Origin of the sequence: Dokdonella sp., from assembly GCF_044227025.1 — a bacterium.
GTDB lineage: Bacteria > Pseudomonadota > Gammaproteobacteria > Xanthomonadales > Rhodanobacteraceae > Dokdonella_A.
Genome location: NZ_JBGAFX010000002.1, coordinates 167447 through 194237, shown reverse-complemented (window position 1 = coordinate 194237; position 26791 = coordinate 167447). Strand labels below are relative to the sequence as shown.

The window sequence follows — 26791 nt, the reverse complement described above, 5'->3', positions numbered from 1 at the left end:
CCCATGCGAGCGCGCACCACGACGTTAGGTTAGCACACGCTTCCCCCGCGTCTATCCACTTGTCCCGATCCCGGGCGATTTCAAGCTCATGCTTCCGGTCGCATGTACGGGAACAGCAGTACGTCGCGGATCGACGGCACGTCGGCGAAGCACATAACGAGGCGGTCGATGCCGACGCCGAGGCCGCCCGCTGGCGGCATGCCGTATTCGAGCGCACGGATGTAGTCGGCATCGAAATGCATCGCCTCGTCGTCGCCGGCATCCTTTGCCGCGACCTGGGCGCGGAAGCGCGCGGCCTGGTCCTCCGGGTCGTTCAGCTCGGAAAAGCCATTGGCCATTTCCTTCGCGCCGATGAACAGTTCGAAGCGGTCGGTCACTTCGGCGTCACGGTCACTGGCACGCGCCAGCGGTGACACTTCGGTCGGGTACTCCGTGATGAAGGTCGGCTGCACCAGCGTGCCTTCGACCGTCGCCTCGAAAATCTCCAGCAGCAGCTTGCCCCAGCCGTAGTCCTTCTTGACGTGGATGCCGAGCCGCGCGCAATGGCGCGCGAGCGCGTCGCGATCGCGCAGTTCCTGCTGCGCGATTTCCGGGTTGTGATGGCGCACCGCCTCGGCCATCGCCCAGCGCCGGAACGGTGCGCCGACGTCGATGTCGCGGCCTTCCCACGTCAGTGCAGTGCGGCCGAGCGTTGCCTGCGCGGTCTCGCGGATCATCGCTTCGGTGAGATCCATCACATCGGTGTAGGTCGCGTAGGCCTGGTACAACTCGAGCATCGTGAACTCGGGATTGTGCCGCGTCGACACACCCTCGTTGCGGAAATTGCGGTTGATCTCGTAGACGCGCTCGAACCCGCCGACGACGAGGCGCTTCAGATACAGCTCCGGCGCGACGCGCAGGTACATCGTGAGGTCGAGCGCATTGTGGTGCGTGACGAACGGCTTCGCCGTCGCGCCACCCGGGATCGGATGCATCATCGGCGTTTCGACTTCCATGAAACGCCGCGGCGACGCCTCGAGCCATTGCCGCATGAAGCGGATCACCGCCGAACGCAACTCGAATACGCGGCGCGATTCGCTCGTCACGATGAGGTCGACGTAGCGCTGGCGATAGCGCTGCTCGACGTCGGCGAGGCCGTGGAACTTGTCCGGCAGCGGGCGCAGCGACTTGGTCAGCAGACGCAACGCATCGACCTTGACGGAAAGCTCGCCGGTCCTGGTGCGCATGAGCTGGCCTTCGGCGCCGACGATGTCGCCGATGTCCCAGCCCTTGAAGTCGTCGTACACCTCGCCGATCGCGTTCGCCTGCACGAACAACTGGACGCGCCCGCTGACATCCTGGATCTGCACGAAGCTGACCTTGCCCTGCCCGCGCTTGAGCATGATGCGACCGGCGACCGCGACGCGACGGGCGATGCCTTCGAGCGCTTCCGCGTTCCAGCGATCGACGTCGGCGAACTCCGCCTGCAAATCGCCGGCAAAGGCGTCGACGCGGAAGTCGTTCGGGAACGCGACTCCTTGCGATCGCAATGCGCGCAGTTTTTCGCGCCGCTCGGCGATCAACTTGTTCTCATCTTGCTGCGGTTCCGCCGCCGGACGATCTTCAGTGCTCATCCCTTCCGTTCCTGTTTCGCCAATGCCTTCAATTGACATAGCCCGCCACGTTCGATACACGACCCGCTGCGTCGAATTCAACGGACAGCAGAGCCCCGACGTCGATCATGCACGCCAGGAAACGCAATCGCCCCAACTCGTATTCATAGCGAGCCGGTATGTCGCGGAAAACCCGGCGCGGAGGGCCGAGCAACGATTCAACCTGCGCCTGCGACGCGCCCAGCAATTGCCGACGGATCGTCGCGACCTGTCGTTCGCGATGGTCATTCCGCTCCCAACCACTCCGATTGAACTTCTCGGCCTGGGGCTGCCAATCCGATTCCTCGCAGCCGCTGATCCGGTTGCGCTGCGAATACTCGAAAGCCGCGCAAGCTGAGACCACGACGCCCAATACGACCGCCACGCGGCGACCTGGCGTCATGTCACGCATCCGCGCGCTTGGCACCGGCTTCCAGTCCCGCTTTGAGGCTGCCCTCGATGAAATCGTCGAGGTCGCCGTCGAGCACCTTCTGCGTGTCGCTGCGCTCGATGCCGGTGCGCAGGTCCTTGATGCGGCTCTGGTCGAGCACGTAGTTGCGGATCTGGCTGCCCCAGCCGATGTCGGACTTGGTCGCTTCCAGGGCGTCCTTCTCGGCGTTGCGCTTCTGCACTTCGAGCTCGTACAGCTTCGCCTTCAGCATCTTCATCGCGCGGTCGCGGTTCGCATGCTGGCTTCGCTCGGTCTGGCACGCGACCACCGTGTTCGTCGGGACATGCGTGATACGCACCGCCGACTCGGTCTTGTTGACGTGCTGGCCGCCGGCGCCGGACGAGCGATAGACGTCGGTCCTCAGGTCGGCCGGGTTGATCTCGATATCGATGTCGTCATCGACTTCGGGCGACACGAACACCGAAGTGAAACTGGTGTGGCGGCGATTGTCCGAGTCGAACGGCGACTTGCGCACGAGACGGTGCACGCCGATCTCCGTCTTCAACCAGCCATAGGCGTAGTCACCCTCGACGCGGAACGTCGCGCTCTTGATGCCCGCGACTTCGCCCGCCGACGCTTCCAGCAGTTCGGTCTTCCAGCCGCGCGATTCGGCCCAGCGCAGGTACATGCGCAGCAGCATCTCGGCCCAGTCCTGCGCCTCGGTACCGCCGGCACCGGCCTGGATGTCGACGAATGCATTCGCGCTGTCCATCTCGCCCGAGAACATGCGCTGGAATTCAAGCTTGTCGACCTTCGCGGCCAGCGTCTCGACGTCCTCGGAAACGGCGATCGCGGTGCCTTCGTCGCTTTCGGCGATCGCGAGGTCGAGCAGGTCACCGGCCTCGCCGAGGCTCTCGGTCAGGCTGCGGATGCCGCCGACGATGCGGTCGAGGCTCGCGCGTTCCTTGCCGAGGTCCTGCGCGCGCTGCGGATTGTTCCAGACGTCCGGACTTTCGAGTTCGCGTGTTACTTCTTCGAGGCGCTCGGCCTTGGCGTCGAAGTCAAAGATACCCCCTGAGCGACGCCACGCGATCCTTGAGATCGGCGATGCGCGCATGGATCGGATTGGTCTCGATCATGGAATGCTGCTGGCGATGGATTAATCGCACATCGTATCAAAACACGGGCGGCAAAAGCGCTGCACGCGGCTCAGCCGCGATCCGGTCCCGGCAATCGCTCGAGGAAGGCCACGCTCCAGCATGCTGCCGCCCCTGGCACCGCCAGCAGCACGACCAACGGCAAGCCCACCACGACAAGGAACAGCCAGAGGATGGGCGACAACTCCGGCGCGGGCGCGGCCCATCCAGGCGCCCAAGGCACGTAGTACACATCGACCTCTTTCGGCGGCGGGCCCTCGCAGCCGCTCCAATCCACCGGGGCATCAAGGTGGATTCTCGTCGCTTCGAACACTGCTCCACCGACGATGTAGCGATACCGGTCGGCGAGGACGCAAAGGCGCGTCGCTGGAACGCGAAATCCTTTCCCGCGTACCGATGCGATCGTGTGTTCGGCGAGGTCATCCCGGACACCGGTCGCCGTGCCACGCGTCGACGGCAGGAATCTCGCGGCGAACTGGAACGCCTGATGCAACATGCAAGCGAGGATGATCAACGCGAGCGCGGACGCGGCACCCAGCCGCAACCATCGCATCAAGGCTTCGATGCCTGCCATTCGTCGCATCCATCGAATCTAGCATGCAGGGACGGAAGGGGCGGCGAATGTCGTCCGCCCTACGCTGGCTCGATGTGGCGCACGAGGAGCTGCAGGCGCTCGCGACCGTTCCAGTCGTTGAGATCGAGCTGGAACAATGCGCGCACGCGCGCAGGCGGCGGCATCACTTCGACCGCGTCGAACAGGATCGCCTCGAGCGCATCACCACCGAGCTCGTGGCGGAGTTGCATGCGCAGGTGCTTTTCGCCGACCGCGCGCCAGGATTCGACCGCGAACACGTTGTCGAACGCGGGTTCGGGAAACGCCTGGCCCCATGGCGCCGCATAGCGCAGTGCGCGCGCGTTGTCGGCCGTGATTTCGTGCGGAGCGAGTTCGCCATCGCTCCACAGGCTTCGCTCGAGCTGCGCGGGATCGAGTCGTCGACGCGCCACGGCGTCGAACTCGGCGGCGAACGCCGCCAGGTTGGCCGCAGGCAGGCTCAGCCCCGCAGCCATCGCGTGTCCGCCGAAGCGCCCAATGAGCCCAGGATGCGCGGCATCCACCTCGGCCAGCGCGTCGCGAAGATGGAAGCCGGCAATCGAGCGCGCGGAGCCGCGCAATTCGACGCCACCCTCGTCCGCGCATGCGAATGCGACCACGGGTCGATTCAGCCGCTCCTTGAGCTTGGACGCAACGAGCCCGACCACGCCGGGATGCCAGTCGGGTTCATGCAAGACGACTCCGCACGGCAGTGCGTCCTCGCGATAGCGCTCGACGAAACGCGCGAGCAACGCTTCGCCCTGCTCGACCATCGCCGCCTGCAGTTCGCGCCGCTCGGCATTGATCGCCGACAAGCGCTCGGCCAGTACATCGGCCGCTCCGGCGTCGTCGCTGAGCAGGCACTCGATGCCGAGACTCATGTCCTCGAGCCGACCCGCTGCATTGATGCGTGGCCCGAGTGCGTAGCCGAGATCGGCGGCGACGGCGCGGCGTGGATCACGGCCCGACGCGCGGTACAGCGCCGCGATGCCGGCCGATGCGCGGTCGCTGCGGATACGCTGCAGTCCCGCCGCGACGAGTATGCGGTTGTTCGCGTCGAGTGGCACGAGATCGGCTACCGTACCGAGCGCGACGAGGTCGAGCAGCGAGGCGAGGTCCGGGCGCGCGCTTGCAGCGTCCGGGAACAATCGCGCGCGCAACGCGAGCAGCAGGTAGAACATCACGCCGACGCCGGCGAGATGGCCGAGCTGGCCCTGTGCACTTGTTGAAGAGTGCGGGCACGGATGCCCGCTTTGCGCTTCTTGCGCGCTGGACGCGCGCACCAGCAACGGATTGACGATCGCGTCCGCTGGCGGCAGCGTCGGTCCAGGCAGGTGATGGTCGGTCACGATCACGCGCATGCCGCGCGCACGCGCCGCGGCGACGCCCGCATGGCTGGCGATTCCGTTGTCGACCGTGACGACGAGGTCGGGCCGGATATCGGCAAGCGATTCCACGAGCCCGACGCCGAGACCGTAGCCGTCGACCATGCGATTGGGAACGCGGTAGCAGACATTGCGCGCGCCGAGCAGGCGCAGGCCGCGCACGGCGACCGCGGTGCCGGTGGCGCCGTCCGCATCGAAGTCGCCGACGATGCAGATGCGACTATCGCGCGCGATGGCTTCGGCGAGCAATTCGCACGCCTCGGGCACGCCGCCGAGCAACGCTGGCGCGAGCAGGTCGGCGAGGCGCAGCGGTCGCGCTTCGTCGGTCGCCATGCCGCGTGCGGCGTACACGCGGGCGACCAGCGGATGCAGCTCGAGGGGCCAGTCCGCAGAGGTTGTCGCTTCGCGGCGGCGGATGGCGACAGCCTTCATGGAGTCACACCCGTTGAACGAAGCAACCAGCAGAGGGAATGTTTCAAGTCTCGTAACGGACGCCGGTGATCTCGTAGTTGCGCGTGCCGTTCGGCGCGTTGAACTCGAAGCTGTCCCCCTGGCTCTTGCCGATCAGCGCGCGCGCGAATGGCGAGGACACCGAGATGAGGCGCTGCTTTATGTCGGCTTCGAGGTCACCGACGATCTGGTAGGTGATTTCCTCGCCCGAGTCCTCGTCGGAGAGATCAACGGTGGCGCCAAACACGATGCGCGTGCCCGCATTGAGGCGGGTCACGTCGATGACTTCGGCGTGCGAAAGGGTCGCTTCCAGTTCCTGGATGCGGCCTTCGATGAAGCCCTGCATCTCGCGCGCGGCGTGATACTCGGCGTTCTCCTTGAGATCGCCGTGCGCACGTGCTTCGGCGATCGCGGCGATGATGCGCGGGCGATCCTCGCTCTTCAGGCGGTCGAGTTCGCCGCGCAGGCGCTCCGAGCCCTTCTTGGTCATCGGGGGTCGCTTCACGCTAGTTCCTTGTGCAGTTCCTGCAGGCTGTTGACGTCGGTGCTGTCGCGGAAGTCGAGCGAATGCAGCAACGCCTTCGCGCCGCTGACTGTGGTCGAGTAGGTCACGCGCTGCTGCAACGCCTCGCGCCGGATCGAGAAGGAGTCGGCGATCGCCTGCTTGCCTTCGGTGGTGTTGACGATGAACGCGATCTCGCCGTTCTTGATCAGGTCGACGACGTGCGGTCGGCCTTCGAGCACCTTGTTGATGCGCTCGCAGTCGACCCCGTGCTCCGCAAGATAGGCATGCGTACCTCCGGTCGCCACCAGCCCGAAGCCGCGTCGGACCAGATCGCGCGCGACATCCAGCAGGCGCGTCTTGTCTGCATCGCGCACCGACAGGAACGCCTTGCCGCCCTGCGGCGCGGCGATCCCGGCGGCCTCGTGCGCACGCGCGAACGCTGCGCCGAAGTTGCGGCCGACGCCCATGACTTCACCGGTCGAGCGCATCTCGGGACCAAGGATCGGATCGACGTTCTGGAATTTCAGGAACGGGAAGATCGCTTCCTTGACCGAGTAGTAGTCGGGCACGACTTCGCGTGTCGCGCCTTGCGCCGCGAGCGACTGGCCGACCATGCAACGCGCCGCGATCTTTGCCAGCGCGACGCCGGTCGCCTTGGCCACGAACGGCACCGTGCGCGATGCGCGCGGATTCACTTCGAGGATGTAGATCGTGTCGCCGCCGTTGCCGTCGGACTGGATCGCGAACTGCGTGTTCATCAGGCCGATGACCTTCAGTTCGCGTGCGAGCAGGCCGACCTGGCGGCGCAATTCATCCTGCGTACCGGGCGAGAGCGAATACGGCGGCAGCGAGCACGACGAGTCGCCCGAATGCACGCCGGCTTCCTCGATGTGCTCCATCACGCCGCCGATCAGCACGTTGCCTTCGGCATCGGCGACGATGTCGACATCGACTTCACCGGCATGGTCGAGGAAGCGGTCGAGCAGCACGGGCGAATCGTTCGACACGCGCACGGCGTCGCGAATGTAGCGCGACAGGTCGGCGTCGTCATGCACGATCTCCATCGCGCGGCCACCGAGCACGTAACTCGGGCGCACGACCAACGGATAGCCGATCTCGCGTGCGAGAGCGAGCGCTTCGTCGGCGTTGCGCGCGGTGCGATTCGGCGGCTGGCGCAGGCCGAGCTTCTCGATCAGCTTCTGGAACCGCTCGCGATCCTCGGCGAGATCGATGCTGTCCGGGCTCGTGCCGATGATCGGCACGCCGGCGGCTTCGAGCGCGCGCGCGAGCTTGAGCGGGGTCTGCCCGCCGTACTGCACGATCACGCCCTTCGGCTTTTCCTTGTCGACGATCTCGAGCACGTCCTCGAGCGTCAGGGGTTCGAAGTACAGGCGGTCGGAGGTGTCGTAGTCGGTCGACACCGTCTCCGGATTGCAGTTGACCATGATCGTTTCATAGCCGTCCTCGCGCAGTGCGAGGGCGGCATGCACGCAGCAGTAGTCGAACTCGATGCCCTGGCCGATGCGATTCGGTCCGCCGCCGAGCACGATGACCTTGTCGCGTGCGGTCGGTTCGGCCTCGCACTCTTCCTCGTAGGTCGAGTACATGTACGCCGTGGTCGTGGCGAATTCGGCTGCACACGAGTCGACGCGCTTGTATACCGGGCGCACGTTGAACGCACGCCGCAGCGCGCGCACCGCGTTCTCGTCGGTGCCGACCAGTTCCGCCAGGCGCGCATCGGAAAAGCCCTTGCGCTTGAGGCTGCGCATGCGCGCCGCGTCCAGCGCGGCCAATCCGCCGGCCTTGATCGCCGATTCGTGCCGCACCAGGTCCTCGATCTGCACGAGGAACCACGGATCGATGTGCGTCAGCGCGAACACGTCAACCTGCGTCAGCCCCGCGCGGAAGGCGTCGGCGACGTAGAACACGCGATCGGGACCGGGCTCCTTCAGCTCGCGCTTGAGGACCGCGAGTCCTTCCGGAGTGGACGCATCGACCTTGCTGGGATTGAGGCCGTTCTTGCCGGTTTCGAGCCCGCGCAGGGCCTTCTGCAGCGACTCCTGGAACGTGCGTCCGATCGCCATCACCTCGCCGACCGACTTCATCTGCGTGGTGAGGCGCGCGTCCGCGGCCGGGAACTTCTCGAACGCGAAACGCGGGATCTTCGTCACGACATAGTCGATCGCCGGCTCGAACGAGGCCGGCGTCCTGCCACCCGTTATGTCGTTCCTGAGCTCGTCGAGGGTGTAGCCGACCGCGAGCTTCGCCGCGACCTTGGCGATCGGGAACCCCGTCGCCTTCGAGGCGAGCGCGGAGGAGCGCGACACGCGCGGATTCATCTCGATGACGACGACGCGGCCGTCCTGCGCGTTGATGCCGAACTGCACGTTCGAGCCGCCGGTATCGACGCCGATCTTGCGCAGCACCGCGATCGAGGCGTCGCGCAGGCGCTGGTATTCCTTGTCGGTGAGCGTCTGCGCCGGCGCGACCGTGATCGAGTCGCCGGTGTGCACGCCCATCGGATCGAAATTCTCGATCGAGCAGACGATGATGCAGTTGTCCGCGGTGTCGCGGACCACTTCCATCTCGAACTCCTTCCAGCCGAGCACGGACTCCTCGACCAGGACCTCATGCACGGGCGATAGCTCAAGGCCGCGCTTGACGATTTCCTCGAATTCCTCTTTGTTGTAGGCGATGCCGCCGCCGCTGCCGCCGAGCGTGAAGCTCGGGCGGATGATGGTCGGATAGCCGACGTCGGCCTGCGCCTCGACCGCCTGCTCGAACGTGCGCACGACGCGCGCACGCGGGCATTCGAGGCCGATGTCCTTCATCGCGACGCGGAACAGCTCGCGATCCTCGGCCATGCGGATCGCATCGCGCGAGGCGCCGATCAGCTGGACGCCGTATTTCTCCAGCACGCCGTGGTCGGCGAGGTCGAGCGCGCAGTTGAGCGCGGTCTGTCCGCCCATCGTCGGCAGCAGCGCGTCGGGGCGCTCCTTGGCGATGATCTTCTCGACCGTGGTCCAGTTGATCGGCTCGATGTAGACCGCATCGGCCGTACCCGGGTCGGTCATGATCGTCGCCGGGTTCGAGTTGACGAGGACGACGCGATAGCCCTCTTCCTTCAGCGCCTTGCAAGCCTGCGCGCCCGAATAGTCGAACTCGCAGGCCTGCCCGATCACGATCGGGCCGGCACCGATGATGAGGATCGTGCGCAGATCAGTTCTTTTTGGCACTGCTTGCACCTGGTTGCGTCTTCGCGGGCGCCGGCGTCGTTGCGGGCGGCGGCGCGGTCGCGGCGGCTGGCGCGGCTTCCTGCGCCGGCGGCAGCACCACGCTGACGTTGCGGATGGTCTCGCGCGGAACCGTCAGCTCGACCGAACCGTGCTCAGGGCCGAGCTGGATCGTCAGCCCCGGGTTCGTGTACTTGATCAGCTTGCCGCGACGGACCGTGTCGAACGTGGTTTCGATCACGAGATCGCTGCCGACACGCTGTTCGAGTTCGGTGTATTCGACCAGTTTGCCGATCGGCTGCGACGCCTTGGTCTCGACTGCAGGCGCAACCGCTTCCGCCGGTTTCTGCGCGGCGGCATGGTGGTGCTTGCGCGCGAGCGCGCTGTCGGCTGCGGAGAGCGCGAACAGGCCGGCAATGGCGAGAGTGAGGGTACGTTGCTTGATCATGTCGTTTACGCCGCGGCAGCCGCGCGCGCCTCCATCAGGTGGATGAACCGATCGAACAAACCGGCCACGTCGTGCGGGCCGGGACTCGCTTCCGGGTGACCCTGGAAGCCGAACGCCGGCGCATCCGCCAGCGCAATGCCTTGCAGCGAGCCGTCGAACAGCGAGCGATGGGTCGCGCGCGCATTCACGGGCAAGCTCGCTTCGTCGACCGCGAAGCCGTGGTTCTGGCTCGAGATCATCACGCGGCCGCTGTCGAGGTCGATGACCGGGTGGTTTGCGCCGTGATGGCCAAACTTCATCTTGAGCGTGCGCGCGCCGACGGCGAGTCCCAGCAGCTGGTGGCCGAGGCAGATGCCGAAGGTCGGCACCTTGGCGCGGATGAACTCGCGGATCGCCGCGATCGCGTAGTCGCACGGCTCCGGATCGCCCGGACCGTTGGAAAGGAACACGCCGTCCGGGCGCAGCGCGAACACCTCGCTCGCCGGTGTCTGCGCCGGCACGACGGTGACCTCGCAGCCGCGGTCGGCCAATATGCGCAGGATGTTCTGCTTCACGCCGAAATCGTACGCGACGACGCGGAAGCGCGCAGCCGGCAGGGTGAAGGCGGCATGGTCGAGGTCGTAGCTGCCTTCGCGCCAGACGTGCCGTTCGCGCACCGATACGACCTTGGCCAGATCCATGCCCTTGAGGCCCGGGAACGCGCGCGCGGCGCCGAGCGCGGATTGTTCCGAAACCTCGGCGCCGGCGACGATGCAGCCGTTCTGCGCTCCGGTGTCGCGCAGGATGCGGGTCAGGCGGCGCGTGTCGATGTCGGCGATCGCGACGATGCCGTTGCGCTTCAGGTACGCGTCGAGCGTTTCCTGCGAACGCCAGTTGCTCGCCGCGAGCGGCAGGTCGCGAATCACGAGGCCGGCCGCGTGCACTCGCGACGATTCGGCGTCCTCGGCGTTGCATCCGGTGTTGCCGATATGCGGATAGGTCAGGGTGACGATCTGCTGCGCGTAGGACGGATCGGTGAGGATCTCCTGGTAGCCGGTCATCGCCGTGTTGAACACGACTTCACCGCTGGTCTGCCCGTCCGCGCCAATGGAGGTGCCGCGGAAAACGCTGCCGTCGGCAAGTGCGAGGAGAGCTGGAGTCGTCATGCGTTCGCCCATGCTGGTCGTGGAGGCACCGGAACCGCGTCGATCCGGGTGCGACAGTACCCGCGGGCGGGCGCGAGCCAGTCCGTGGGGCTGAAAAGGAATCAAGGCGAGCGCAAATTCTAGGGGTCGCGTCGGCTCGTGTCCACCCGCAATGCCCCCGCCTCGCGGCTACAATCGCGCGTCCGTTCAGGGTTCGCTCTCGCAATGCACGCTGTTGCCCCTCCTATCGACGCCGCGCCGGCGGGCCTTCTCGATCCCGCCCGCCTCGATCGTCCCGACACCCTGGTTTGCGAGCAGCCGTTCGCATTCCTGATCGCCCGCGAACAGTTGCCCGCGACAGCGGCCGCCGATCTGGCCCGGGATTTTCCGCGCTATGGCAACGCGGGTTTCTTCCCGCACGAAGCCGCCGATTGCGGCATCTCGGTGAATCGACTCGTCGACGAGCTGACCTCGCCGGCATTCGCCGACGCGATCGGCGCGCGCCTCGGCATCCCACAGCTTGGCCGGCATCCGAGTCTGGTCACGCTTTGCCGGTCGCTGAATCTGCGTCACGGCACCATCCACACGGACAGCAAATCGAAGATCGCCACCGCCCTCGTCTACCTGAACGAAAGTTGGCCCGACATCAGCGAAGGCTGCCTGCGTTTCCTCAACCGCTTCGACGACATCGACGACCTCGCCGTGCCCGAGGTGCGTCCGCTCTACGGCACGCTCGTTGCGTTCCGCCGCGCCGACAACTCGTTCCATGGCCACCTGCCGCACGCAGGCGAACGGCGCGTGATCCAGGTCGCGTGGCTCACGAGCGAGGACGAGAAGTTGCGCAAGACCCGACGCGGCAAGCTGTCGCGCCTGTTCAAGAAGCTGTTCGGCGGCATCGACCGGCGGCTCGGAGCCGGTCGCGACCGCAACGCCGCGCACCGCGACTGAGCGCCGGATGACGCCGGTTGCGCTGCATTCACTGATCGAAGTCCTCGCCTACTTTGTCGGCTTCCGCCTGTTCCTGCGCGAGCGGCGGCGCCTGGCGCTGCCGGTGCTCGAGGATCGCGACCGCAGCGTGTGGATCGGTTTCGGCGCCATCCTCGGCGCAGCACTGGGCGCGAAACTCGGCTTCTGGATCGAGGATCCGCTATCGGCGTTCGCACAATTCCCGGACTGGCGCCACCTGCTCGAGGGCAAGACGATCGTGGGTGCGCTGCTCGGTGGCCTCGCCGGCGTCGAGATTGCCAAGCGCGCGATCGGAGCGCGCGGTTCCAGCGGCGACGCGTTCGCGCTGCCACTGATTGTCGGCATCGCGATCGGACGCGTCGGCTGCTTCCTTGCCGGACTCGCCGATCACACCTTCGGCAATCCGACCGTCCTGCCGTGGGGCATCGATTTCGGCGACGGCATCGCTCGCCATCCGACCCAGCTCTACGAAATCGTGTTCCTTGCCGCGCTCGCGCTGCTGCTGCATCGACGCCGCGATGCGTTCGCGCAAAGCGGCGACCGCTTCCGGGCCTTCATGGTCGCCTACCTCGCGTTCCGCCTGCTGGTCGATGCAATCAAGCCGGTGCCGTATGCGTATTTCGGCTTCCTCTCCGGCATCCAGCTGCTGTGCATCGCCGGGCTGTGCTACTACTGTCGCGACCTGCCTCGTCTGGGGAGAGCCATGTGGGCGCGAAGGTAAGGCCGTACCTGTTCTATGACAGCGCCGTGTCGATCTGCTCGACCTGCCTCGCGCGGGTCGAGGCGAAGATCCTGCTCAAGGACGACAGGGTCTTCCTCGAGAAATGGTGCCCCGAACACGGCCGCGAGCGCGTGCTGATCGCCGATGACGCCGCGTACTACCGCAAGGCACGCGAAGTATTCATCAAGGCGCCCGAATTGCCGCGGCGCTTCAACACCGAACAGCGCTGGGGCTGTCCCTACGACTGCGGCCTGTGTCCGGAACACATGCAGCACAGTTGCCTGTCGCTGGTCGAGATCACCGACCACTGCAACCTGCGCTGCCCGATCTGCTACGCCGACTCCGGCCCGCACCGGCCGGGTTATCGCGACCTTGCCACGGTCGAGCGCATGCTCGACGCGGTCGTCGCCAACGAGGGCGAACCCGATGTCGTGCAGATTTCGGGCGGCGAGCCGACCCTGCACCCGGATTTTTTCGCGATCCTCGATGCCGCAAAGCAACGTCCGATCCGGCATCTTATGGTCAATACCAATGGCCTGCGCATCGCGAAGGAGCCTGACTTCGCCGCGCGCCTGAAACAATACGAGCCGGGTTTCGAGTTGTACCTGCAGTTCGATTCTCTGCGCGACGAGGTACACCAGGACCTTCGCGGCGCGAAGCTGTCGGAAGTCCGCCGCCGCGCACTCGATCGGCTCAACGAACACGACATATCGACGACTCTCGTCGTCACCGTCAAGAAGGGCCTCAACGACGGCGAGCTCGGCGAGATCATCGAGTTCGCGCTGAAACAACCCTGCGTGCGCGGCGTGACGTTCCAGCCGATCCAGGCTGCAGGGAGGCTCGAGAACTACGATCCCGCGCGCGACCGCCTGACGCTCACCGAAGTACGCCGGCGCATCCTCGAACAGACGCAGGTGTTCGAGCCGGACGACCTGATCCCGGTGCCGTGCAATCCCGACTGCCTCGCGATGGCCTACGCGCTCAAACTCGGCGATGCGACCGTGCCGCTGACGCGTTTCGTGTCGCCGGAAACGCTGATCGCGAAGGGTCGCAACACCATCGTGGTGGAGCGGGACGAGGCGCTGCGCGCGCACGTGTTCGAACTGTTCGCGACGAACCATTCGCCGGAGTCGCAGGCGTGCTCGCTGTCCGACCTGCTGTGCTGCCTGCCGCAGGTGCAGGCGCCGCAGGACTGGGGCTATCGCAACGTGTTCCGCGTGCTGATCATGCAGTTCATCGACGCGCATTCGTTCGACCTGCGCGCGGTGAAGAAGTCGTGCGTGCACATCGCGCAGCCGGACGGCCGCCTGATTCCATTCGACACCTTCAACCTGTTCTACCGCGATGATCGCGTGCAGCAATTGGATGCACTGCGCCGTCGTGCCGAACGCAGCTATCCATGAACGGGAGTGCCGCATGAATGATCGAGACGTCGTGGCCCGGCCACCAGCCCAGGGCGGACAAGGTTCCCTGCTGCTCGGCGTGGCCTGCGCATGGGGCATGCTGATCGGCGGCTACGCGCTGGTCGTCGGGCTGCTCGGCATCGGCAACAACCAGAACGACGCCGCGATCATGCTGCTGCTCGCCCTGCCCTGGCTCGGCATGCTCGCGCTGATCGTGTGGTTCGCGGCCACCGGCAGGCCACGCAGCGCGCTCGGCATCGTGGTTGGCATCGGCACGATCATCGGTGTGGCGATGCTGCTCGTCGCAGCGTGCTTCGGACTGCTCGCTGGCTGGCACTGACGAGGCTTGCTGAACCGCCGCACAGCTGGCACTGCGAGGGACTCGCTCCGCGCGCCTGCACGGCCTATGCTTCCGTCGACGCCAAGGAGGCTGCCATGCATCGAATCTTCCGTTCCACTGCCGCCCTTGCCTGCGCGCTCGGCGTTGCCGCCGCATTCGTGGTGCTGCCCGCATCCGCGCGCCACGGCGAGCCCCCCTACAGCCTTGCAAATCCGGCCAAGGCCGGCGTCGACGTTCCGATCGAAGATGCCGGAGCGGTGGACGCCGCGCAGCTTCGACGCGACGCCGACCGCATGCAAAGTACCCATGGCGTGCGCGACAAGCGGCAGAAGGTGGCCGCGTCGAACCGCGTTTCGATCACGCCCGATGCGCAAGGGCGCTGGGACACGCTCGATGACGGCTCGCGACTCTGGCGCGTGCGCGTGCGCGCAACCGGCGCGACCGACCTGCGCCTCGCATTCGCGCACTTCGCGCTGCCGCGCGGGGCAACGCTGTATCTGATCGGCGCCGATGATTTCTACCAGGGTCCGTACACGAGCGCGGATGCGCTCGATGGCACCTTCCATTCCGCGGTCGTGCCCGGCGATACCGCCACGGTCGAACTGCGCGTGCCGCCACGCGCATCGGTCGGTGCGGCGCAGCTGGAGATCAGCCGCGTCGGCGCCGGATTCCGCGACCTGTTCAAGCGCAGCAAGGCGGTGTCGGACGTGGGCGATTCCGGCGCCTGCAACATCAACGTCGCCTGCCCGCTCGGCCAGCCCTACCCGAACGAGATCCGCGCGGTCGGCCACTACGAATTCGACGCCGACGACGGCAGCGGCACCTACATCTGCACCGGCACGCTCGTCGCCGACGTGCCGCACGACCGCCGCAACTGGTTCCTGACCGCGCACCATTGCATGTCGACGGCTTCGGAGCCGCAATCGATGGTCGTCTACTGGAACTACCAGTCGACCCAGTGCGGCAGCAACGTCGCGCCATCGGGCGGTTACTTCAACGACGACCAGCACGGCGCGACCCTGCGCGCGACGCGCGCCGATACCGATTTCACCCTGGTCGAACTCGCCGGAACGCCGGATACCGACTGGAACCTCTACTACGCCGGCTGGGACGCCAGCGGCAACGCGCCCGGCGGCACCATCGGCATCCACCACCCGTCCGGCGACGTCAAGAAGGTCACCTCCGGCCCGCGACCGACGACGATGGACGGTTGCATCTCCTCCACCAATGGCAGCTCGACCCACTGGCATGCGGGTCCCTACAGCCAGGGCACGACCGAGGGCGGTTCGTCCGGCTCGGGCCTGTTCAGCGCGGCCGGCAGCCTCTCGCCGGACCGGCGCCTGATCGGCACGCTCTCCGGCGGCAGCGCCCTGTGCAGCGACGTCTCGCCGAGCCAGCCGAACAACGGCTACGACTGCTACGGCAAGCTGTCGGTCGGCTGGACCGGGTCGAGTGCCGCGGCGCGCCTGCGCGACTGGCTCGATCCGGACAACACCGGCGCGACCGCCACGGCGGGCATCGACCAGAATGCAACGACGTCCACCGACACCCGCGGCCACTCGACCCACGCGCTGCCGGAGATCCTGCGCAATCTTCCACCGCCAAACAGCGGAGCACACCGATCCGTCCGCTGATCGACTCGCACTGTCACCTCGACGCGGCCGAGTTCGATCAGGACCGCGACGCGGTCATTGCTCGCGCGCGGGCCGCCGGCGTAACGGCACAGGTCATCCCCGCAGTCGCATGCGCCGGATTCGACAAGCTGCGCGCGTTGTGCGCGGCGCACGAAGGCCTGCATCCGGCATGGGGACTGCATCCGATGTTCCTCGCCGAGCATCGGCCCGGACACCTCGATGCGCTGCGCGACTGGCTCGAACGCGAACGCCCGGTTGCCGTCGGCGAATGCGGCCTCGATTTCTTCGTCGAAGGCCTCGACCCCGACCAGCAGCGGCTGTACTTCCTGCGCCAGCTCGAACTCGCGCGCGAATTCGGCCTGCCGCTTATCCTGCACGCGCGCCGCGCGGTCGACGAGGTCATCGCCACGCTGCGCCGCGTCGGCGGACTGCGTGGCGTCGTGCACAGTTTTTCCGGCAGCGAAGAACAGGCGCGCCAACTGTGGAAGCTAGGCTTCCTGATCGGTCTCGGAGGCCCGATCACCTACGAGCGCGCGAACAAGTTGCGCGGCCTCGTCGCGACCATGCCGCTGGAATTCCTGCTGCTGGAAACCGATGCGCCCGACCAGCCGCTGGCGACGCATCGCGGCGAGCGCAACGAGCCGTCGCACTTGTCCGAAGTGCTGGCCACGGTCGCGACTTTGCGCCGCGAAGACCCGCAAGCGATCGCACGGGCGACCACGCACAACGCCCGCAATCTGTTCGGCCTGCAGTAGGGCGGGTCGAGCTGCGCAGCGGCGAGTCCCGCCGCACCCCTGCCCCGGACGTTCGCGCGCAAGCGGCGGCGGCACGCGCTTTGCGCGTACCGCCCTACGCCACCTTCAGCAGCCTGGCCAGAGCCCGCGACACCGCCGCGAACGCGAACGCCGCGGTAACGTGCGTCGCCGCACCGAGGCCACCGCCGCAATCGAGCTTCATCGAATCGCTACTCTCAGGCCGCGTGCCGCAGACGCTGCCGTCGGCCTGCGGATAGCGCACGTTCTCGCGCGAATAGACCGCCTGCACACCGAAGTAGCGCTTGGGCCCGCGCGGGAAGTTGAATTCCTCACGCAGCTTCTTGCGCACCAGCGCCAGCATCGCATCATGTTCGGTCTTCGACAGGTCGCGCACGTTGACGAGCGTGGGATCGGTACGACCACCGGCCGAACCGATCGTGATCAACGGCAACTTGCGCCGCCGGCACCAGGCAATCATCTCGACCTTGACGCGGAATGCGTCGCAGGCGTCGATGACGAGGTCGTATCCACGGTCGAGCAGTGTGGGGAGATTGGCCGGCGTGAGGAACTGCCCGATCGCGTCGATGGTGATCGCCGGATTGATCGCGCGCGCGCGATCGGCCATCACCGCAACCTTGGCCTTGCCGTACTCGCCGTCGAGCGCGTGCAGCTGGCGGTTCGTGTTGCTGACGCAGACTTCGTCGGCATCGATGAGGGCGAGGCGACCGACGCCACTGCGTGCGAGCGCCTCGACCGCCCACGAACCGACTCCGCCGATGCCGACGATGCACACGTGCGCCTGCGCGAGGCGCTCGATGCTGCCGGCACCGTAGAGGCGGTCGATTCCGCGGAAGCGTTCAGCGTGGGTCGGGGTATCCATGCGGCGCGCAGCGTATCATCGCCACGCGCCGTTGCACCGGGCGCGATCAGGAGACACGACGATGGCGAACCCGCTGACGCGACCGCTGCTGCGCTGGGCCGAAGGTCTGCGCTTCCCGCGCCTGGCGATGATCACGGCCGTCCTGTTCTTCGTCGACCTGCTGATTCCGGATTTCATTCCCTTCATCGACGAGATCCTGCTTGGCCTTGGCACCCTGCTGCTGGCGAACCTCAAGCGACGCAAGCAGGACGGCCCGGCCTGACATGCGCTATCTCGTCTGCCTGGTCGTCGGCGCCGTCATCGGTGGCCTGTTCGCGATGACGCTCGCGAACGCGTTGCAGCGGCGCAATGCGTGGCCGCGCGCGCTGATGAACGTGATGCAGCACGAACTCGGCGATGCACGCAACGCGGCGAAGGGCGGAACGTGCCCGTCGCCCGTGCTGCAGCGGGCATCGGAGCATCTGCGCCTGCTCGCCGGCGACCTCGAACCGGCCCTGCTCGCTACCGGCAGCAGGGACCGCGTGCTGAGCCAGTACATGCGCGATTTCGGCAAGGTGGTCACCGCCTGGGAGCCAGGCGCGGACTGCCTGCGCCAGGCCGAGGCGCTGACCACGATCACGAACGCCTGCGAGGCGTGCCACCGCGACTATCGCTGACTCCTCCATCACCGCGGCGGGCGCGAAAACCGAGTGGAGACAAATACAGAACTGTCTGGTATTGTTTTAGGACAGGCCGCGCAATCGCCTGCAGCGCCACGTCAGCGGCGCAATGCCCTCAACGTACCCAGCAACGTGGATTCAATGGCCGCACCCGCCCGCCGCCTCATGCTCGTCGCCGCCTGCGTTGTTGCGCTGGCGGCTTGCTCGATTCCCCCGAAGCCGGATCGTCCGGCCCTGCGCGACGAAGCGCCGCTCGCCGGCGTGTCCGTGCCTGACAATGGCACATGGCCGGATGCTCAGTGGTGGAAACGCTACGCCGACCCGCAACTTGATCGCCTCGTCGAACAGGCGCTGGCCGGTGCACCGACGCTCGACGAAGCGCACAAGCGCCTGACGGTTGCATTGAGCGCGGTCGAAATCGCGCGCGCCCAGGGCGGCCTCTCGTCGCAGGCGAATGGGCAGGTGCAACGCCAGCGCCTGAGCGAGAACGGCCTGATTCCACCGCGCTTCCTCGGTTTCACCTGGTACAACCAGGGCGACCTGAGCCTGCAGTTCCAGTACGACTTCGATTTCTGGGGCAAGACGCGCGCGGCGGTCGCCGCCGCCGTCGACGAAGCGCGCGCAGCACAAGCCGAGCGCAGCGCGGCGAGCCTCATGCTGACCAGCGCGATCGCCGACACCTATTTCGGCTGGCAATCCGACCAGGCGCACCTCGCACTCGCCGGCGACTCGATCGTCGTGCTGCAGCGCTATCGCGCGCTGTCGGTCAAGCGCGTGGACCGTGGCATCGACCAGCCCGATCTGGTGCACCAGGCCGATGCGCGCCTCGCTGGCGCGCGCGAAATGCAGGCGGGTTACGCCGGCGCCGCGAAAATTCGCCTCGCCGCGCTCGCGGGACTCCTCGGCGTCGCCCCGGCCGACCTGCCGAAACTTGAAGCACGCCCATTGCCCGCCGTCGACGCGGCACTGCCCGGCAGCGTCGGTCTCGACCTGCTCGCGCGCCGCCCCGACATCGCGGCGAGTCGCTGGCGGGTGGAAGCCGCAATGCGTCGCGTCGACCAGGCGCGTGCGCAGTTCTACCCCGACATCAGCCTCGGCGCGATGGTCGGCCTGCAGTCGGTCGATCTCGACAAGCTGCTCACTGCCGGCAGCCGCATGGGCGGCATCGGCCCGGCCGTTCACCTGCCGATCTTCGGCCGAGGACAGCTCAAGGCGAACTACGCCGTTTCGCAGGCACAGCTCGATGCCGCTGCCTCGCAATACGATGCAACCGTCGTCGATGCCGCGCGCGATGTCGCGACACAGGCGCTGAGTCTTGCGCAGATCGACGCGCGCAGGCGCGAACGTCAAGGCCAAATCGGCGCCATACGCGCGCTCGAAGGCAGCGCCGCCGCGCGCGTGCGCCAGGGCGTCGCCGACGACCGCAGCGTGCTCGCCGCGCAGGCGCAGGTGATCGAGCAACGTGACGCCGCGATCACGCTCGACGCACAGGCCATCTCGACCCAGATCGCCTTGACCAAGGCGCTCGGCGGCGGCTACCACGTCGACGCCGATCCGCTCGCAGCCGATGCGAACTCACTCTCCCCGATTCAATCCGAACGAGCCGACGCACGATGAGCGCTTCCACCCCTCTTACCGCCGACACGCAGGACGGCGCAACGAACGGCAATGGCAAGCGGCGCGCCATCCTTTTCGTCATCGCGCTGGTGTTCGTGCTGGCCGGCATCGCCTGGTACCTTCTGTGGCTGTTCATCTGGTCGCAACGTGAAGTCACCGACGACGCCTATGTCAGCGGCAACCAGGTGGTCCTTTCCGCGCAGGTACCGGGCACCGTCGTCGCGGTGCTCGTCGACGACACCCAGCGCGTCGAGGCCGGCCAGGCACTGGTCAAGCTCGATCCGACCGATGCCGACGTGGCTCTCGCGAAGGCGAAGAGCGCGCTCGCGAGCGCGGTCCGCCAGGTGCGCCAGCAGACCGCGATGGCCTCGCAGTACGACGCCGCGATCGACGCGCGACGACTCGACCTGTCGCGCGCGCAGGCGGACCTGCAACGTCGCCAGCCACTGCTCGCCGACAAGGCGATCGCGACGGAGGAAGTCGCGCATGCGCGCGAGGCCGTCGAGACCGCCAAGACCGCACTCGATCTCGCCACGCGCCAATCGGCCGCCTCGCATGCACTGGTCGACGGCACCGATGTCGCCCGCAACGCATCCGTGATGCAGGCGAAGGCTGCGTTTCGCGAGGCGTGGATCAATGCCGAGCGCAACGCGATCGTCGCGCCGATCGGAGGCTACGTCGCGCAGCGCAGCGTGCAGGTCGGCAGCCGCGTGCAGCCTGGCCAGTCGTTGCTGACGATCATCCCGCTGCACGACCTGTGGGTCGATGCGAACTTCAAGGAAAGCCAGCTCGCGCATATCCGCATCGGCCAGCCGGCAAAGGTGGAGAGCGACCTGTACGGCGGCGCGGTGGAGTTCGAAGGCAAGGTCGTCGGTCTCGCTGCCGGCACCGGTTCCGCGTTCGCGCTGCTGCCGCCGCAGAACGCGTCCGGCAACTGGATAAAGGTGGTGCAACGCGTGCCTGTGCGCATCTCGATCGATCCGAAGCAACTGGAGAAGACGCCGTTGCGTATCGGCCTGTCGACATCGGTCAAGGTCGACACGCACGAACGCTCCGGGCGCATGCTCGCCGATACCGGCAACAGTGCCGCGGTTGCGCAAACCGACGTCTACGCGCGCGACATCGCCAAGGCCGACGCCGAAGCCGACGCGATCGTCGCCGCGAACCTTCCCGGCGCGCACTGAGGAACGCCCCGATGGCTGCCTCCCCGGAGCAGCGCACGCCGTTGCCGCCCCTGCACGGCGCGCCACTCGCGCTGCTGACCGTGGCGATTGCGTTCGCGACGTTCATGGAAGTGCTCGACATCACGATCGTCAACGTGTCGGTGCCGCACATCGCCGGCAGCCTCGGCGTGAGTCCGCAGGAAGGCACCTGGGCGATCAGTTCGTACTCGCTCGCCAGCGCGATCATGCAACCGGTCAGCGGCTGGATCGGGCGCCAGTTCGGCGAGGTGCGCGCGTTCTGCGTGTCGGCATTGCTGTTCGTGCTGTGCTCGACCCTGTGCGGCATGGCGACCAGCATGCCGATGCTGGTGGTAGGCCGCCTGTTGCAGGGTGCCGGTTCCGGTCCGATGGTCGCGCTCAGCCTGAGCCTGCTGCTCAACAATTATCCGATCGACAAGAAGGGTCTCGCGCTCGCGCTGTGGGCGATGACGGTGGTGGTTGCGCCGATTTTCGGCCCGATCCTCGGCGGCTACCTCACCGACAATTTCTCGTGGCCGTGGATCTTCTACATCAACGTGCCGGTAGGCCTGCTCGCGATCGCGATCACCTGGACCCTGTTGCACAAGCGCGAGTCGGTGATCGTGAAGACGCCGGTCGACACGGTCGGCCTGGTGCTGCTCGTCATCGGCGTCGGCTGCCTGCAGTTCATGCTCGACAACGGCAACGACAAGGACTGGTTCTCCTCGCAGCTGATCGTCGCACTCGCGATCATCGCGGTGGTCTGCATCACGTTCTTCATCGCCTGGGAGCTGACCGACAAGCATCCGGTGGTCGACCTGTCGTTGTTCAGGAAGCGCAACTTCCTGGTCGGCGTCGCCGCGATGTCGTTCGGCATGTTCGGCTTCTTCGGCATCAACGTGGTCTACCCGCTGTGGCTGCAGACCGTGCTCGGCTATACCGCGTCGTGGGCCGGCCTCGCGACCGCGCCGGTCGGCATCCTCGCGTTTCTCGTCTCGCCGATCATCGGCAAGAACATCCAGAAGCTCGAGTTGCGCTCGGTCGTCACGTTCGCGTTCATCGTGTTCGCGGTCAGCTCGTACTGGTTCGCGACCTTCCCGGACAATGCCGCGTTCAACCAGCTGCTTTGGCCGCGCTTCATCATGGGCATCGGCATCCCGTGCTTCTTCATCCCGCTGAACCAGATCTTCCTGTCGGGACTGGAACCGCACCAGATCGCCTCGGCGTCAGGACTGGCGAACTTCTCGCGCACGATCGCGGCAAGCATCTCGACCGCCGTTTCGGTCACGCTGTGGCAGCATCGCGGCGAATACCACCACGCCCAGCTCGCCGAACACATCAACAGCGCCAGCCCTGCGGCGATGGATTACCTCAACGGCCTGAGTGCACTCGGCGTTCCCGCCGCGCGCAGCTGGAGCATCATCGAAGCGGTCGTCACGCGGCAGGCGTTCACGCTTGGCGTCAACGACGTGTTCCTGGTGTGCACCGCACTGTTCCTCGCGATGATTCCGGTCGTCTGGTTCGCCAAGCCGCCGTTCGGCAATGTCGCGGCGGGTGCGGGGCACTGATCGCTGCGGAGGACCGAGGGCCGAACAGCGCCTGCGTATCCCCATACCACTCTTCCGGGGGATCGCCCCGGTGCGCGACCGATGCCGGCGGGCGGGACGCGGTCGCGCAGCGACGCGCCCCGCCACCAGGCAAACTCAATCGCGCTCCCAAGGCGCGTGCGCCTCGACCTGCGATGGACTGGTCAGCGATTGCGCCACCGGCACATCGGTCGGCACCTTAATCTCGGGCAGCTTGCCTTCGCGCAGCTTTGCGTTGGTCGTGGCGAGTTGGCCATTCTGCAGACCGGCGAACTGTTTCTCGACGTCACCGAGTTCGCTCTCAAGCGCGTCGATGCGCGCGAGCTGGTAGTCGGTCGGCTTCCCGTCCCAGGACGTGATCGCGCCGTACAGCGTGTCCATGTGCTCGCGCAGGCGTTCCTCGCCGGTAATCGCACCACCCTCCTTGGTCGCGACGATCTTCTTGCGGATCGTGTCGGCCTGGTCCGAGAGCGCCGCGAGTTGCTTGCGCGTGGCGTCGCCGGCGGGCAATTTCGCCGCGCTCGCATCGGCCTGCGCACGCACCGCGTTGATCCGATACACGAGATCGGTCATCTTGCCGAACAGGCCGCTCACGCGCATTGCGGCGTCGAATTGCGCGCGATGGTCGGCCACCGAATAGGTCGCACGACGATCGAGTGCGACGTCGATCTTCGTCTCGTAGACTTCCTTGCCCTTGGTCATGCGCACCGTGTACGTGCCGGGCGGGACGCGCGGCCCCTGGGTCGAGTTGAACGCGACCTGCGCCGCCGATGGCACGCGCGGCGGCTTCGCGCGCATCTGCCAGCTGACGCGATTGATGCCACGACGCACGCTCGCCGGAATCGTGTCGAGCACCACGCCCTTGTCGTCGAGCACCTCGATCTTCAGCTTGCCGAACAGGTGGCGGCTCTTCTGGTAATAGGTGATCTCGGCGCCATTCGGCGGATTCGGTCCGCTGAAGGCCGCATCGCCTTCGGACCAGCCACCGAATGCGTTGATGCGCTGCTGCACCGGACGCGTGGCGAGGAAACCGGCCTCGCGCGCGAGCATCGCGTCGTCGAGCGCGCGCAGCGGCGTGAGGTCGTCGATGATCCAGATGCCGCGTCCATGCGTGGCCAGTGCGAGCGAGGCGTCGCGCTGCTGGAACGCGAGATCGCGCACCGCGACCGCGGGGAAATCGGCGCCCTTGAACGCGGCCCACTCGCGTCCGCCGTCGGGCGATATCCACAGTCCAAACTCGGTGCCGAGGTAGAGCAGGCCCTGCTTGTGCGGGTCTTCCTTGATCACGTGCGCGTAGCCACGCACGCCCTTGTCGGCCTTCGGCGCCAGCAGCGCGGTCCAGCTGCGACCATAGTCGCGCGTCTGGTAGACGTACGGCGCCATGTCGCCGAACGTGTGGCGATCGAACGCGACCAGTGCTGAGCCGGGGTCGAAGCCACTCGCCTGCACCCACGACACCCACGAATTCGCCGGCACGCCCTTGATGTTCGCACCGACATTGCTCCAGCTCTTGCCATCGTCGCGGGTCAGCTGAACGTTGCCGTCATCGGTGCCGACCCAGATCGTGCCGGCCGCCTTCGGCGATTCGCTGATCGAGTAGATCGTCGTGTGCATCTCGGCGGCGGAGTTGTCGACCGTGATGCCGCCCGATTCTTCCTGCTTCTGCTTGGCGGGATCGTTGCTCGTGAGATCGGGGGAAATGCGGTCCCAGCTCTGGCCGTGGTCGCGCGAACGGAACAGGAACTGCGCGCCAACGTATAGCGTGCCCTTCTCGTTCGGACTCAGCGCGATCGGCGTGTTCCAGTTCCAGCGCAGCTTCTCGCCCTTGCCGGCCAATGGCTGGATCGAGCGGACCTCATGCGTGTGACGGTTGATGCGCCCGATCGTTCCGCCCTGCGCCTCCGCATACAGGTAGTCGGCATCGGACGGATCCTCCCACACCCAGAAGCCGTCGCCGCCGTACATGTTTTCCCAGCGCTGGTTGGTGATGCCGCCGGGATACGCGCTGTCGCCGACCCACGCACTGTTGTCCTGCAGGCCGCCGTACACATGGAATGGATCGGAGCTGTCGACGCTGACATGGTAGAACTGCGACACCGGCAGGTTGTTCTGCTTCCACCACTTGTTGCCGCCATCGTACGACTGCCAGAGGCCACCGTCGTCACCGCTGATGACGTGCTGCACGTCGGTCGGATCGATCCAGATCGCGTGGTGGTCGCCATGCGTGCCGCCGCCGACATTGGCGAAGCTCTTGCCGCCGTCCTGGCTCTGGATCAACGCGAGATCCGGCTTGAACAGGCGCTCCGGGTTGGTCGGATCGACGACCAGGTTGGCGAAATAGAACGGACGCCACACCATCATCTGGCTCTTGTCGCGCTTGTCCCAGGTCTTGCCGCCGTCATCCGAGCGATACAACGCCGAGTCGGTCGATTCGACCAGTGCGTAGACGATGTTCGATGCCGACGGCGCCACCGCGACCGCGATGCGGCCGTATGGCTTCTTCGGGAAACCCTTGTTCGCCGCATCGGTGGTTTCGGTCCAGCTGCGACCGCCATCGGTGGAGCGGAACAGGCCGCTGCCGGATTCGGCCGTCGCCGACTCGCCGCCGGAACGGAACGTCCAGGCCTTGCGGCGGAAATCCCACAGGCCGGCGAACACGACGTCGGGGTTCTTCGGATCGAGGCTGATCGAGGAGCAGCCGGTCGAGAGGTTGCGCCCCTTCAACAACAGCTGCCAGCTCTTGCCGCCGTCGCTGGTCTTGTACAGGCCGCGATCGCTCGAATCGCTCCACAGTTTGCCCGGCACGCACGCATAAACGACGCTGCCGTTGCGCGGATCGACGATCAGCTTGGCGATGCGCTCGGAAGCGTCGAGACCCATGTGCGTCCACGTCTCGCCGCCGTCGGTCGACTTGTAGATGCCATTGCCGATCGACACCGAATTGCGCGTCCACGATTCGCCCGTGCCGACCCAGATCGTGTCGTGGTGGGATGGATCGATCGCGATCGCGCCGATCGACTGCACCGGCTGCTTGTCGAACACCGGTTTGAACGTGGTGCCGCCATCGGTAGACTTCCACACGCCGCCGGAGGCTGCACCGACGAACAACGTGGTCTTGCCGTCCTTGCCCGGCACCGCGTCGAGCGCGGCGATGCGACCGCTCATCTGGGCAGAACCGATGTTGCGTGCACCGAGGCCGGAAATGACGCCGGCATCGAAGCGCGGCGCGCTCGCCGCGGGAGGGTTGGCGGCCATGGCGCTGCCACCGACAACCGTGGCGAGTGTGACCGCGGCCACCCGCGCGGATTGCTTGCTGGAATGCCTCATTGGCCTGCTCCCTTGGCGGCGACCGCAGCCGGGAACGCGAACAACGCGTCGTCCAGCGGCACGTTCGCCTCCATCTTTTCGATCGTTACCTGCTGGTTGCTGCCGTCGGCCTTGTTGACCGTCGAAATCGAGAATGGGAAATACACGCCCGCGACTTCCTCGTAGTCGCCGTAGTCGCTGCTGCTCTCGACCTGCGTGCCGCGCACCATGCGTTGCGCGACGACGCGGATTTCCAGCCAGTGGTCCGGATCGAGATAGACGTAGTCGACGTCGCCGTTCTTCAGGGTGACCTTGAGCTTGTGCGCCTCGGTGCCGTCGACGTCCTCGCTGCCGAGGTATTCGACCTTGCTGCCGCGCGCTTGCCAGTCGAACAGCGGACCGCCGATCGGCGCGTCGTCGGCGAACGCCTTGGCGTCGTCGGGCGTCATCTTCTCGGGATCCTTGCGGCCCTGGAACGGCGAAATCTGCCAACCGTCCTTGCCATCCCAGGCCTGCACCGCGGTGAGGCCCTGCAGGCTCGCCTCGTTGCGGATGGACTCGGGCGCCTTCTGGTATTGCGCGAGGCCGAGCTCGAACTGGCCGCCGAACAGCAACTTGCCTTCGGCCTTTAGCGTCCTGATCGCCTGCAGGCGGGCAACGCCGCCGCGGGCTTCGAGGTTCTTCGCGACAAGTTCGTCGACGCTTGCCGCCTGCGCGCCTGCGCAAGCCAGCATCAACGCGAACAGCGCACCCTTCGTTCGCACGATCATGCAGTCCTCCTGGTCGTGCCGGCCCGCGCGATCGCAGGTGCGGCGATGGCAACAAGA

At 66.6% G+C, this 26791-nt stretch carries 23 protein-coding genes; 11 read left to right on the top strand and 12 right to left on the bottom strand.

The features are described 5' to 3' along the window. Positions 1 to 86: 86 nt before the first annotated feature. The 9 genes from lysS to carA form a co-directional block, all read right to left on the bottom strand. A complete protein-coding gene (gene lysS / locus ACILRJ_RS05160; protein WP_395681065.1) occupies positions 87 to 1613 on the bottom strand; it encodes a lysine--tRNA ligase in 1527 nt (508 codons plus the stop codon). Positions 1614 to 1641: 28 nt separating this feature from the next. Continuing rightward, complete coding sequence (locus ACILRJ_RS05155) at positions 1642 to 2034, bottom strand: hypothetical protein (protein WP_395681063.1); 393 nt, start codon at positions 2032 to 2034, stop codon at positions 1642 to 1644. Position 2035: 1 nt separating this feature from the next. Then, positions 2036 to 3161 (bottom strand): peptide chain release factor 2 gene (gene prfB, locus ACILRJ_RS05150; protein ID WP_395681061.1). Its coding sequence is split into 2 segments (ribosomal slippage): positions 2036 to 3085 and positions 3087 to 3161, totalling 1125 coding nucleotides; the frame shifts between segments, so codons are not numbered across the junction. Between the two features lie 70 nt (positions 3162 to 3231). Next, positions 3232 to 3753: a hypothetical protein gene (locus ACILRJ_RS05145; RefSeq protein WP_395681059.1), complete on the bottom strand. Its 522-nt coding sequence runs from the start codon at positions 3751 to 3753 to the stop codon at positions 3232 to 3234. A gap of 59 nt (positions 3754 to 3812) precedes the next feature. Then, positions 3813 to 5588: a single-stranded-DNA-specific exonuclease RecJ gene (gene recJ / locus ACILRJ_RS05140; protein WP_395681057.1), complete on the bottom strand. Its 1776-nt coding sequence runs from the start codon at positions 5586 to 5588 to the stop codon at positions 3813 to 3815. A 43-nt stretch (positions 5589 to 5631) separates the two neighbouring features. Beyond that, a complete protein-coding gene (greA, locus tag ACILRJ_RS05135) occupies positions 5632 to 6111 on the bottom strand; it encodes a transcription elongation factor GreA (protein WP_395681055.1) in 480 nt (159 codons plus the stop codon). Next, positions 6108 to 9347: a carbamoyl-phosphate synthase large subunit gene (gene carB / locus ACILRJ_RS05130; RefSeq protein WP_395681053.1), complete on the bottom strand. Its 3240-nt coding sequence runs from the start codon at positions 9345 to 9347 to the stop codon at positions 6108 to 6110. The genes greA and carB overlap by 4 nt, the downstream gene beginning before the upstream one ends. Next, positions 9331 to 9792 carry a hypothetical protein gene (locus ACILRJ_RS05125; protein WP_395681051.1) on the bottom strand — a complete coding sequence of 154 codons (462 nt, stop codon included), beginning with the start codon at positions 9790 to 9792 and terminating at the stop codon, positions 9331 to 9333. The genes carB and ACILRJ_RS05125 overlap by 17 nt, the downstream gene beginning before the upstream one ends. 5 nt (positions 9793 to 9797) lie before the next feature. After that, positions 9798 to 10937: a glutamine-hydrolyzing carbamoyl-phosphate synthase small subunit gene (gene carA, locus ACILRJ_RS05120; protein ID WP_395681049.1), complete on the bottom strand. Its 1140-nt coding sequence runs from the start codon at positions 10935 to 10937 to the stop codon at positions 9798 to 9800. A 204-nt stretch (positions 10938 to 11141) separates the two neighbouring features. Here carA and ACILRJ_RS05115 point away from each other — a divergent pair, with 204 nt between their 5' ends. The 6 genes from ACILRJ_RS05115 (at position 11142) to ACILRJ_RS05090 (ending at position 16735) form a co-directional block, all read left to right on the top strand. Next, positions 11142 to 11864, top strand: coding sequence for a 2OG-Fe(II) oxygenase (locus ACILRJ_RS05115; protein ID WP_395681047.1), 723 nt, complete (start codon positions 11142 to 11144; stop codon positions 11862 to 11864). 7 nt (positions 11865 to 11871) lie between these two features. Further along, positions 11872 to 12603 (top strand): prolipoprotein diacylglyceryl transferase, encoded by a 732-nt coding sequence (locus tag ACILRJ_RS05110; protein ID WP_395681045.1) that lies wholly within the window; start codon positions 11872 to 11874, stop codon positions 12601 to 12603. After that, positions 12588 to 14006 (top strand): radical SAM protein, encoded by a 1419-nt coding sequence (locus tag ACILRJ_RS05105; RefSeq protein WP_395681043.1) that lies wholly within the window; start codon positions 12588 to 12590, stop codon positions 14004 to 14006. Before ACILRJ_RS05110 ends, ACILRJ_RS05105 begins: the two co-directional genes overlap by 16 nt. A gap of 13 nt (positions 14007 to 14019) precedes the next feature. Next, a complete protein-coding gene (locus tag ACILRJ_RS05100) occupies positions 14020 to 14346 on the top strand; it encodes a hypothetical protein (protein ID WP_395681041.1) in 327 nt (108 codons plus the stop codon). Positions 14347 to 14441: 95 nt separating this feature from the next. Next, a complete protein-coding gene (locus ACILRJ_RS05095; RefSeq protein WP_395681039.1) occupies positions 14442 to 15980 on the top strand; it encodes a trypsin-like peptidase domain-containing protein in 1539 nt (512 codons plus the stop codon). Continuing rightward, entirely contained in the window at positions 15968 to 16735 is a 768-nt protein-coding gene (locus ACILRJ_RS05090) for a TatD family hydrolase (RefSeq protein WP_395682034.1), read from the top strand. Before ACILRJ_RS05095 ends, ACILRJ_RS05090 begins: the two co-directional genes overlap by 13 nt. Before the next feature lie 94 nt (positions 16736 to 16829). Here ACILRJ_RS05090 and tcdA read toward each other — a convergent pair whose 3' ends face one another. After that, a complete protein-coding gene (tcdA, locus tag ACILRJ_RS05085) occupies positions 16830 to 17615 on the bottom strand; it encodes a tRNA cyclic N6-threonylcarbamoyladenosine(37) synthase TcdA (protein WP_395681037.1) in 786 nt (261 codons plus the stop codon). Between the two features lie 61 nt (positions 17616 to 17676). On the opposite strand from tcdA, the gene ACILRJ_RS05080 reads away from it, so the two are divergent. The 5 genes from ACILRJ_RS05080 (at position 17677) to ACILRJ_RS05060 (ending at position 22640) form a co-directional block, all read left to right on the top strand. After that, a complete protein-coding gene (locus ACILRJ_RS05080; protein ID WP_395681035.1) occupies positions 17677 to 17877 on the top strand; it encodes a DUF6116 family protein in 201 nt (66 codons plus the stop codon). 1 nt (position 17878) lies between these two features. Then, on the top strand, positions 17879 to 18271 hold the full coding sequence (locus ACILRJ_RS05075; RefSeq protein WP_395681033.1) for a hypothetical protein: 393 nt from the start codon (positions 17879 to 17881) through the stop codon (positions 18269 to 18271). A 144-nt stretch (positions 18272 to 18415) separates the two neighbouring features. Beyond that, the gene (locus tag ACILRJ_RS05070; protein ID WP_395681031.1) at positions 18416 to 19891 is read left to right on the top strand and encodes an efflux transporter outer membrane subunit; all 1476 of its coding nucleotides are present in this window, start codon (positions 18416 to 18418) and stop codon (positions 19889 to 19891) included. Next, a complete protein-coding gene (locus ACILRJ_RS05065; RefSeq protein WP_395681029.1) occupies positions 19888 to 21075 on the top strand; it encodes an HlyD family efflux transporter periplasmic adaptor subunit in 1188 nt (395 codons plus the stop codon). The genes ACILRJ_RS05070 and ACILRJ_RS05065 overlap by 4 nt, the downstream gene beginning before the upstream one ends. 11 nt (positions 21076 to 21086) lie before the next feature. After that, positions 21087 to 22640 carry a DHA2 family efflux MFS transporter permease subunit gene (locus ACILRJ_RS05060; protein ID WP_395681027.1) on the top strand — a complete coding sequence of 518 codons (1554 nt, stop codon included), beginning with the start codon at positions 21087 to 21089 and terminating at the stop codon, positions 22638 to 22640. Between the two features lie 135 nt (positions 22641 to 22775). On the opposite strand, the gene ACILRJ_RS05055 is transcribed toward ACILRJ_RS05060, so the two are convergent. Together ACILRJ_RS05055 and ACILRJ_RS05050 are read right to left on the bottom strand one after the other, a co-directional pair. Further along, entirely contained in the window at positions 22776 to 25985 is a 3210-nt protein-coding gene (locus ACILRJ_RS05055; protein WP_395681025.1) for a WD40/YVTN/BNR-like repeat-containing protein, read from the bottom strand. Continuing rightward, positions 25982 to 26734 (bottom strand): hypothetical protein, encoded by a 753-nt coding sequence (locus ACILRJ_RS05050; protein WP_395681023.1) that lies wholly within the window; start codon positions 26732 to 26734, stop codon positions 25982 to 25984. Before ACILRJ_RS05050 ends, ACILRJ_RS05055 begins: the two co-directional genes overlap by 4 nt. Between the last annotated feature and the right edge of the window lie 57 nt (positions 26735 to 26791).

Excerpts from the sequence above, each read along its gene's own strand:
- ACILRJ_RS05080 (WP_395681035.1), top strand. The coding sequence starts at position 17,677 with ATGGCGAACCCGCTGACGCGACCGCTGCTGCGCTGGGCCGAAGGTCTG.
- ACILRJ_RS05050 (WP_395681023.1), bottom strand. The coding sequence starts at position 26,734 with ATGATCGTGCGAACGAAGGGTGCGCTGTTCGCGTTGATGCTGGCTTGC.
- ACILRJ_RS05145 (WP_395681059.1), bottom strand. The coding sequence starts at position 3,753 with ATGGCAGGCATCGAAGCCTTGATGCGATGGTTGCGGCTGGGTGCCGCG.
- ACILRJ_RS05070 (WP_395681031.1), top strand. The coding sequence starts at position 18,416 with ATGGCCGCACCCGCCCGCCGCCTCATGCTCGTCGCCGCCTGCGTTGTT.
- ACILRJ_RS05125 (WP_395681051.1), bottom strand. The coding sequence starts at position 9,792 with ATGATCAAGCAACGTACCCTCACTCTCGCCATTGCCGGCCTGTTCGCG.
- ACILRJ_RS05115 (WP_395681047.1), top strand. The coding sequence starts at position 11,142 with ATGCACGCTGTTGCCCCTCCTATCGACGCCGCGCCGGCGGGCCTTCTC.
- ACILRJ_RS05065 (WP_395681029.1), top strand. The coding sequence starts at position 19,888 with ATGAGCGCTTCCACCCCTCTTACCGCCGACACGCAGGACGGCGCAACG.
- tcdA (WP_395681037.1), bottom strand. The coding sequence starts at position 17,615 with ATGGATACCCCGACCCACGCTGAACGCTTCCGCGGAATCGACCGCCTC.
- recJ (WP_395681057.1), bottom strand. The coding sequence starts at position 5,588 with ATGAAGGCTGTCGCCATCCGCCGCCGCGAAGCGACAACCTCTGCGGAC.
- carA (WP_395681049.1), bottom strand. The coding sequence starts at position 10,937 with ATGACGACTCCAGCTCTCCTCGCACTTGCCGACGGCAGCGTTTTCCGC.
- ACILRJ_RS05100 (WP_395681041.1), top strand. The coding sequence starts at position 14,020 with ATGAATGATCGAGACGTCGTGGCCCGGCCACCAGCCCAGGGCGGACAA.
- ACILRJ_RS05055 (WP_395681025.1), bottom strand. The coding sequence starts at position 25,985 with ATGAGGCATTCCAGCAAGCAATCCGCGCGGGTGGCCGCGGTCACACTC.
- ACILRJ_RS05155 (WP_395681063.1), bottom strand. The coding sequence starts at position 2,034 with ATGACGCCAGGTCGCCGCGTGGCGGTCGTATTGGGCGTCGTGGTCTCA.
- ACILRJ_RS05075 (WP_395681033.1), top strand. The coding sequence starts at position 17,879 with ATGCGCTATCTCGTCTGCCTGGTCGTCGGCGCCGTCATCGGTGGCCTG.
- ACILRJ_RS05060 (WP_395681027.1), top strand. The coding sequence starts at position 21,087 with ATGGCTGCCTCCCCGGAGCAGCGCACGCCGTTGCCGCCCCTGCACGGC.
- ACILRJ_RS05110 (WP_395681045.1), top strand. The coding sequence starts at position 11,872 with ATGACGCCGGTTGCGCTGCATTCACTGATCGAAGTCCTCGCCTACTTT.
- lysS (WP_395681065.1), bottom strand. The coding sequence starts at position 1,613 with ATGAGCACTGAAGATCGTCCGGCGGCGGAACCGCAGCAAGATGAGAAC.
- ACILRJ_RS05095 (WP_395681039.1), top strand. The coding sequence starts at position 14,442 with ATGCATCGAATCTTCCGTTCCACTGCCGCCCTTGCCTGCGCGCTCGGC.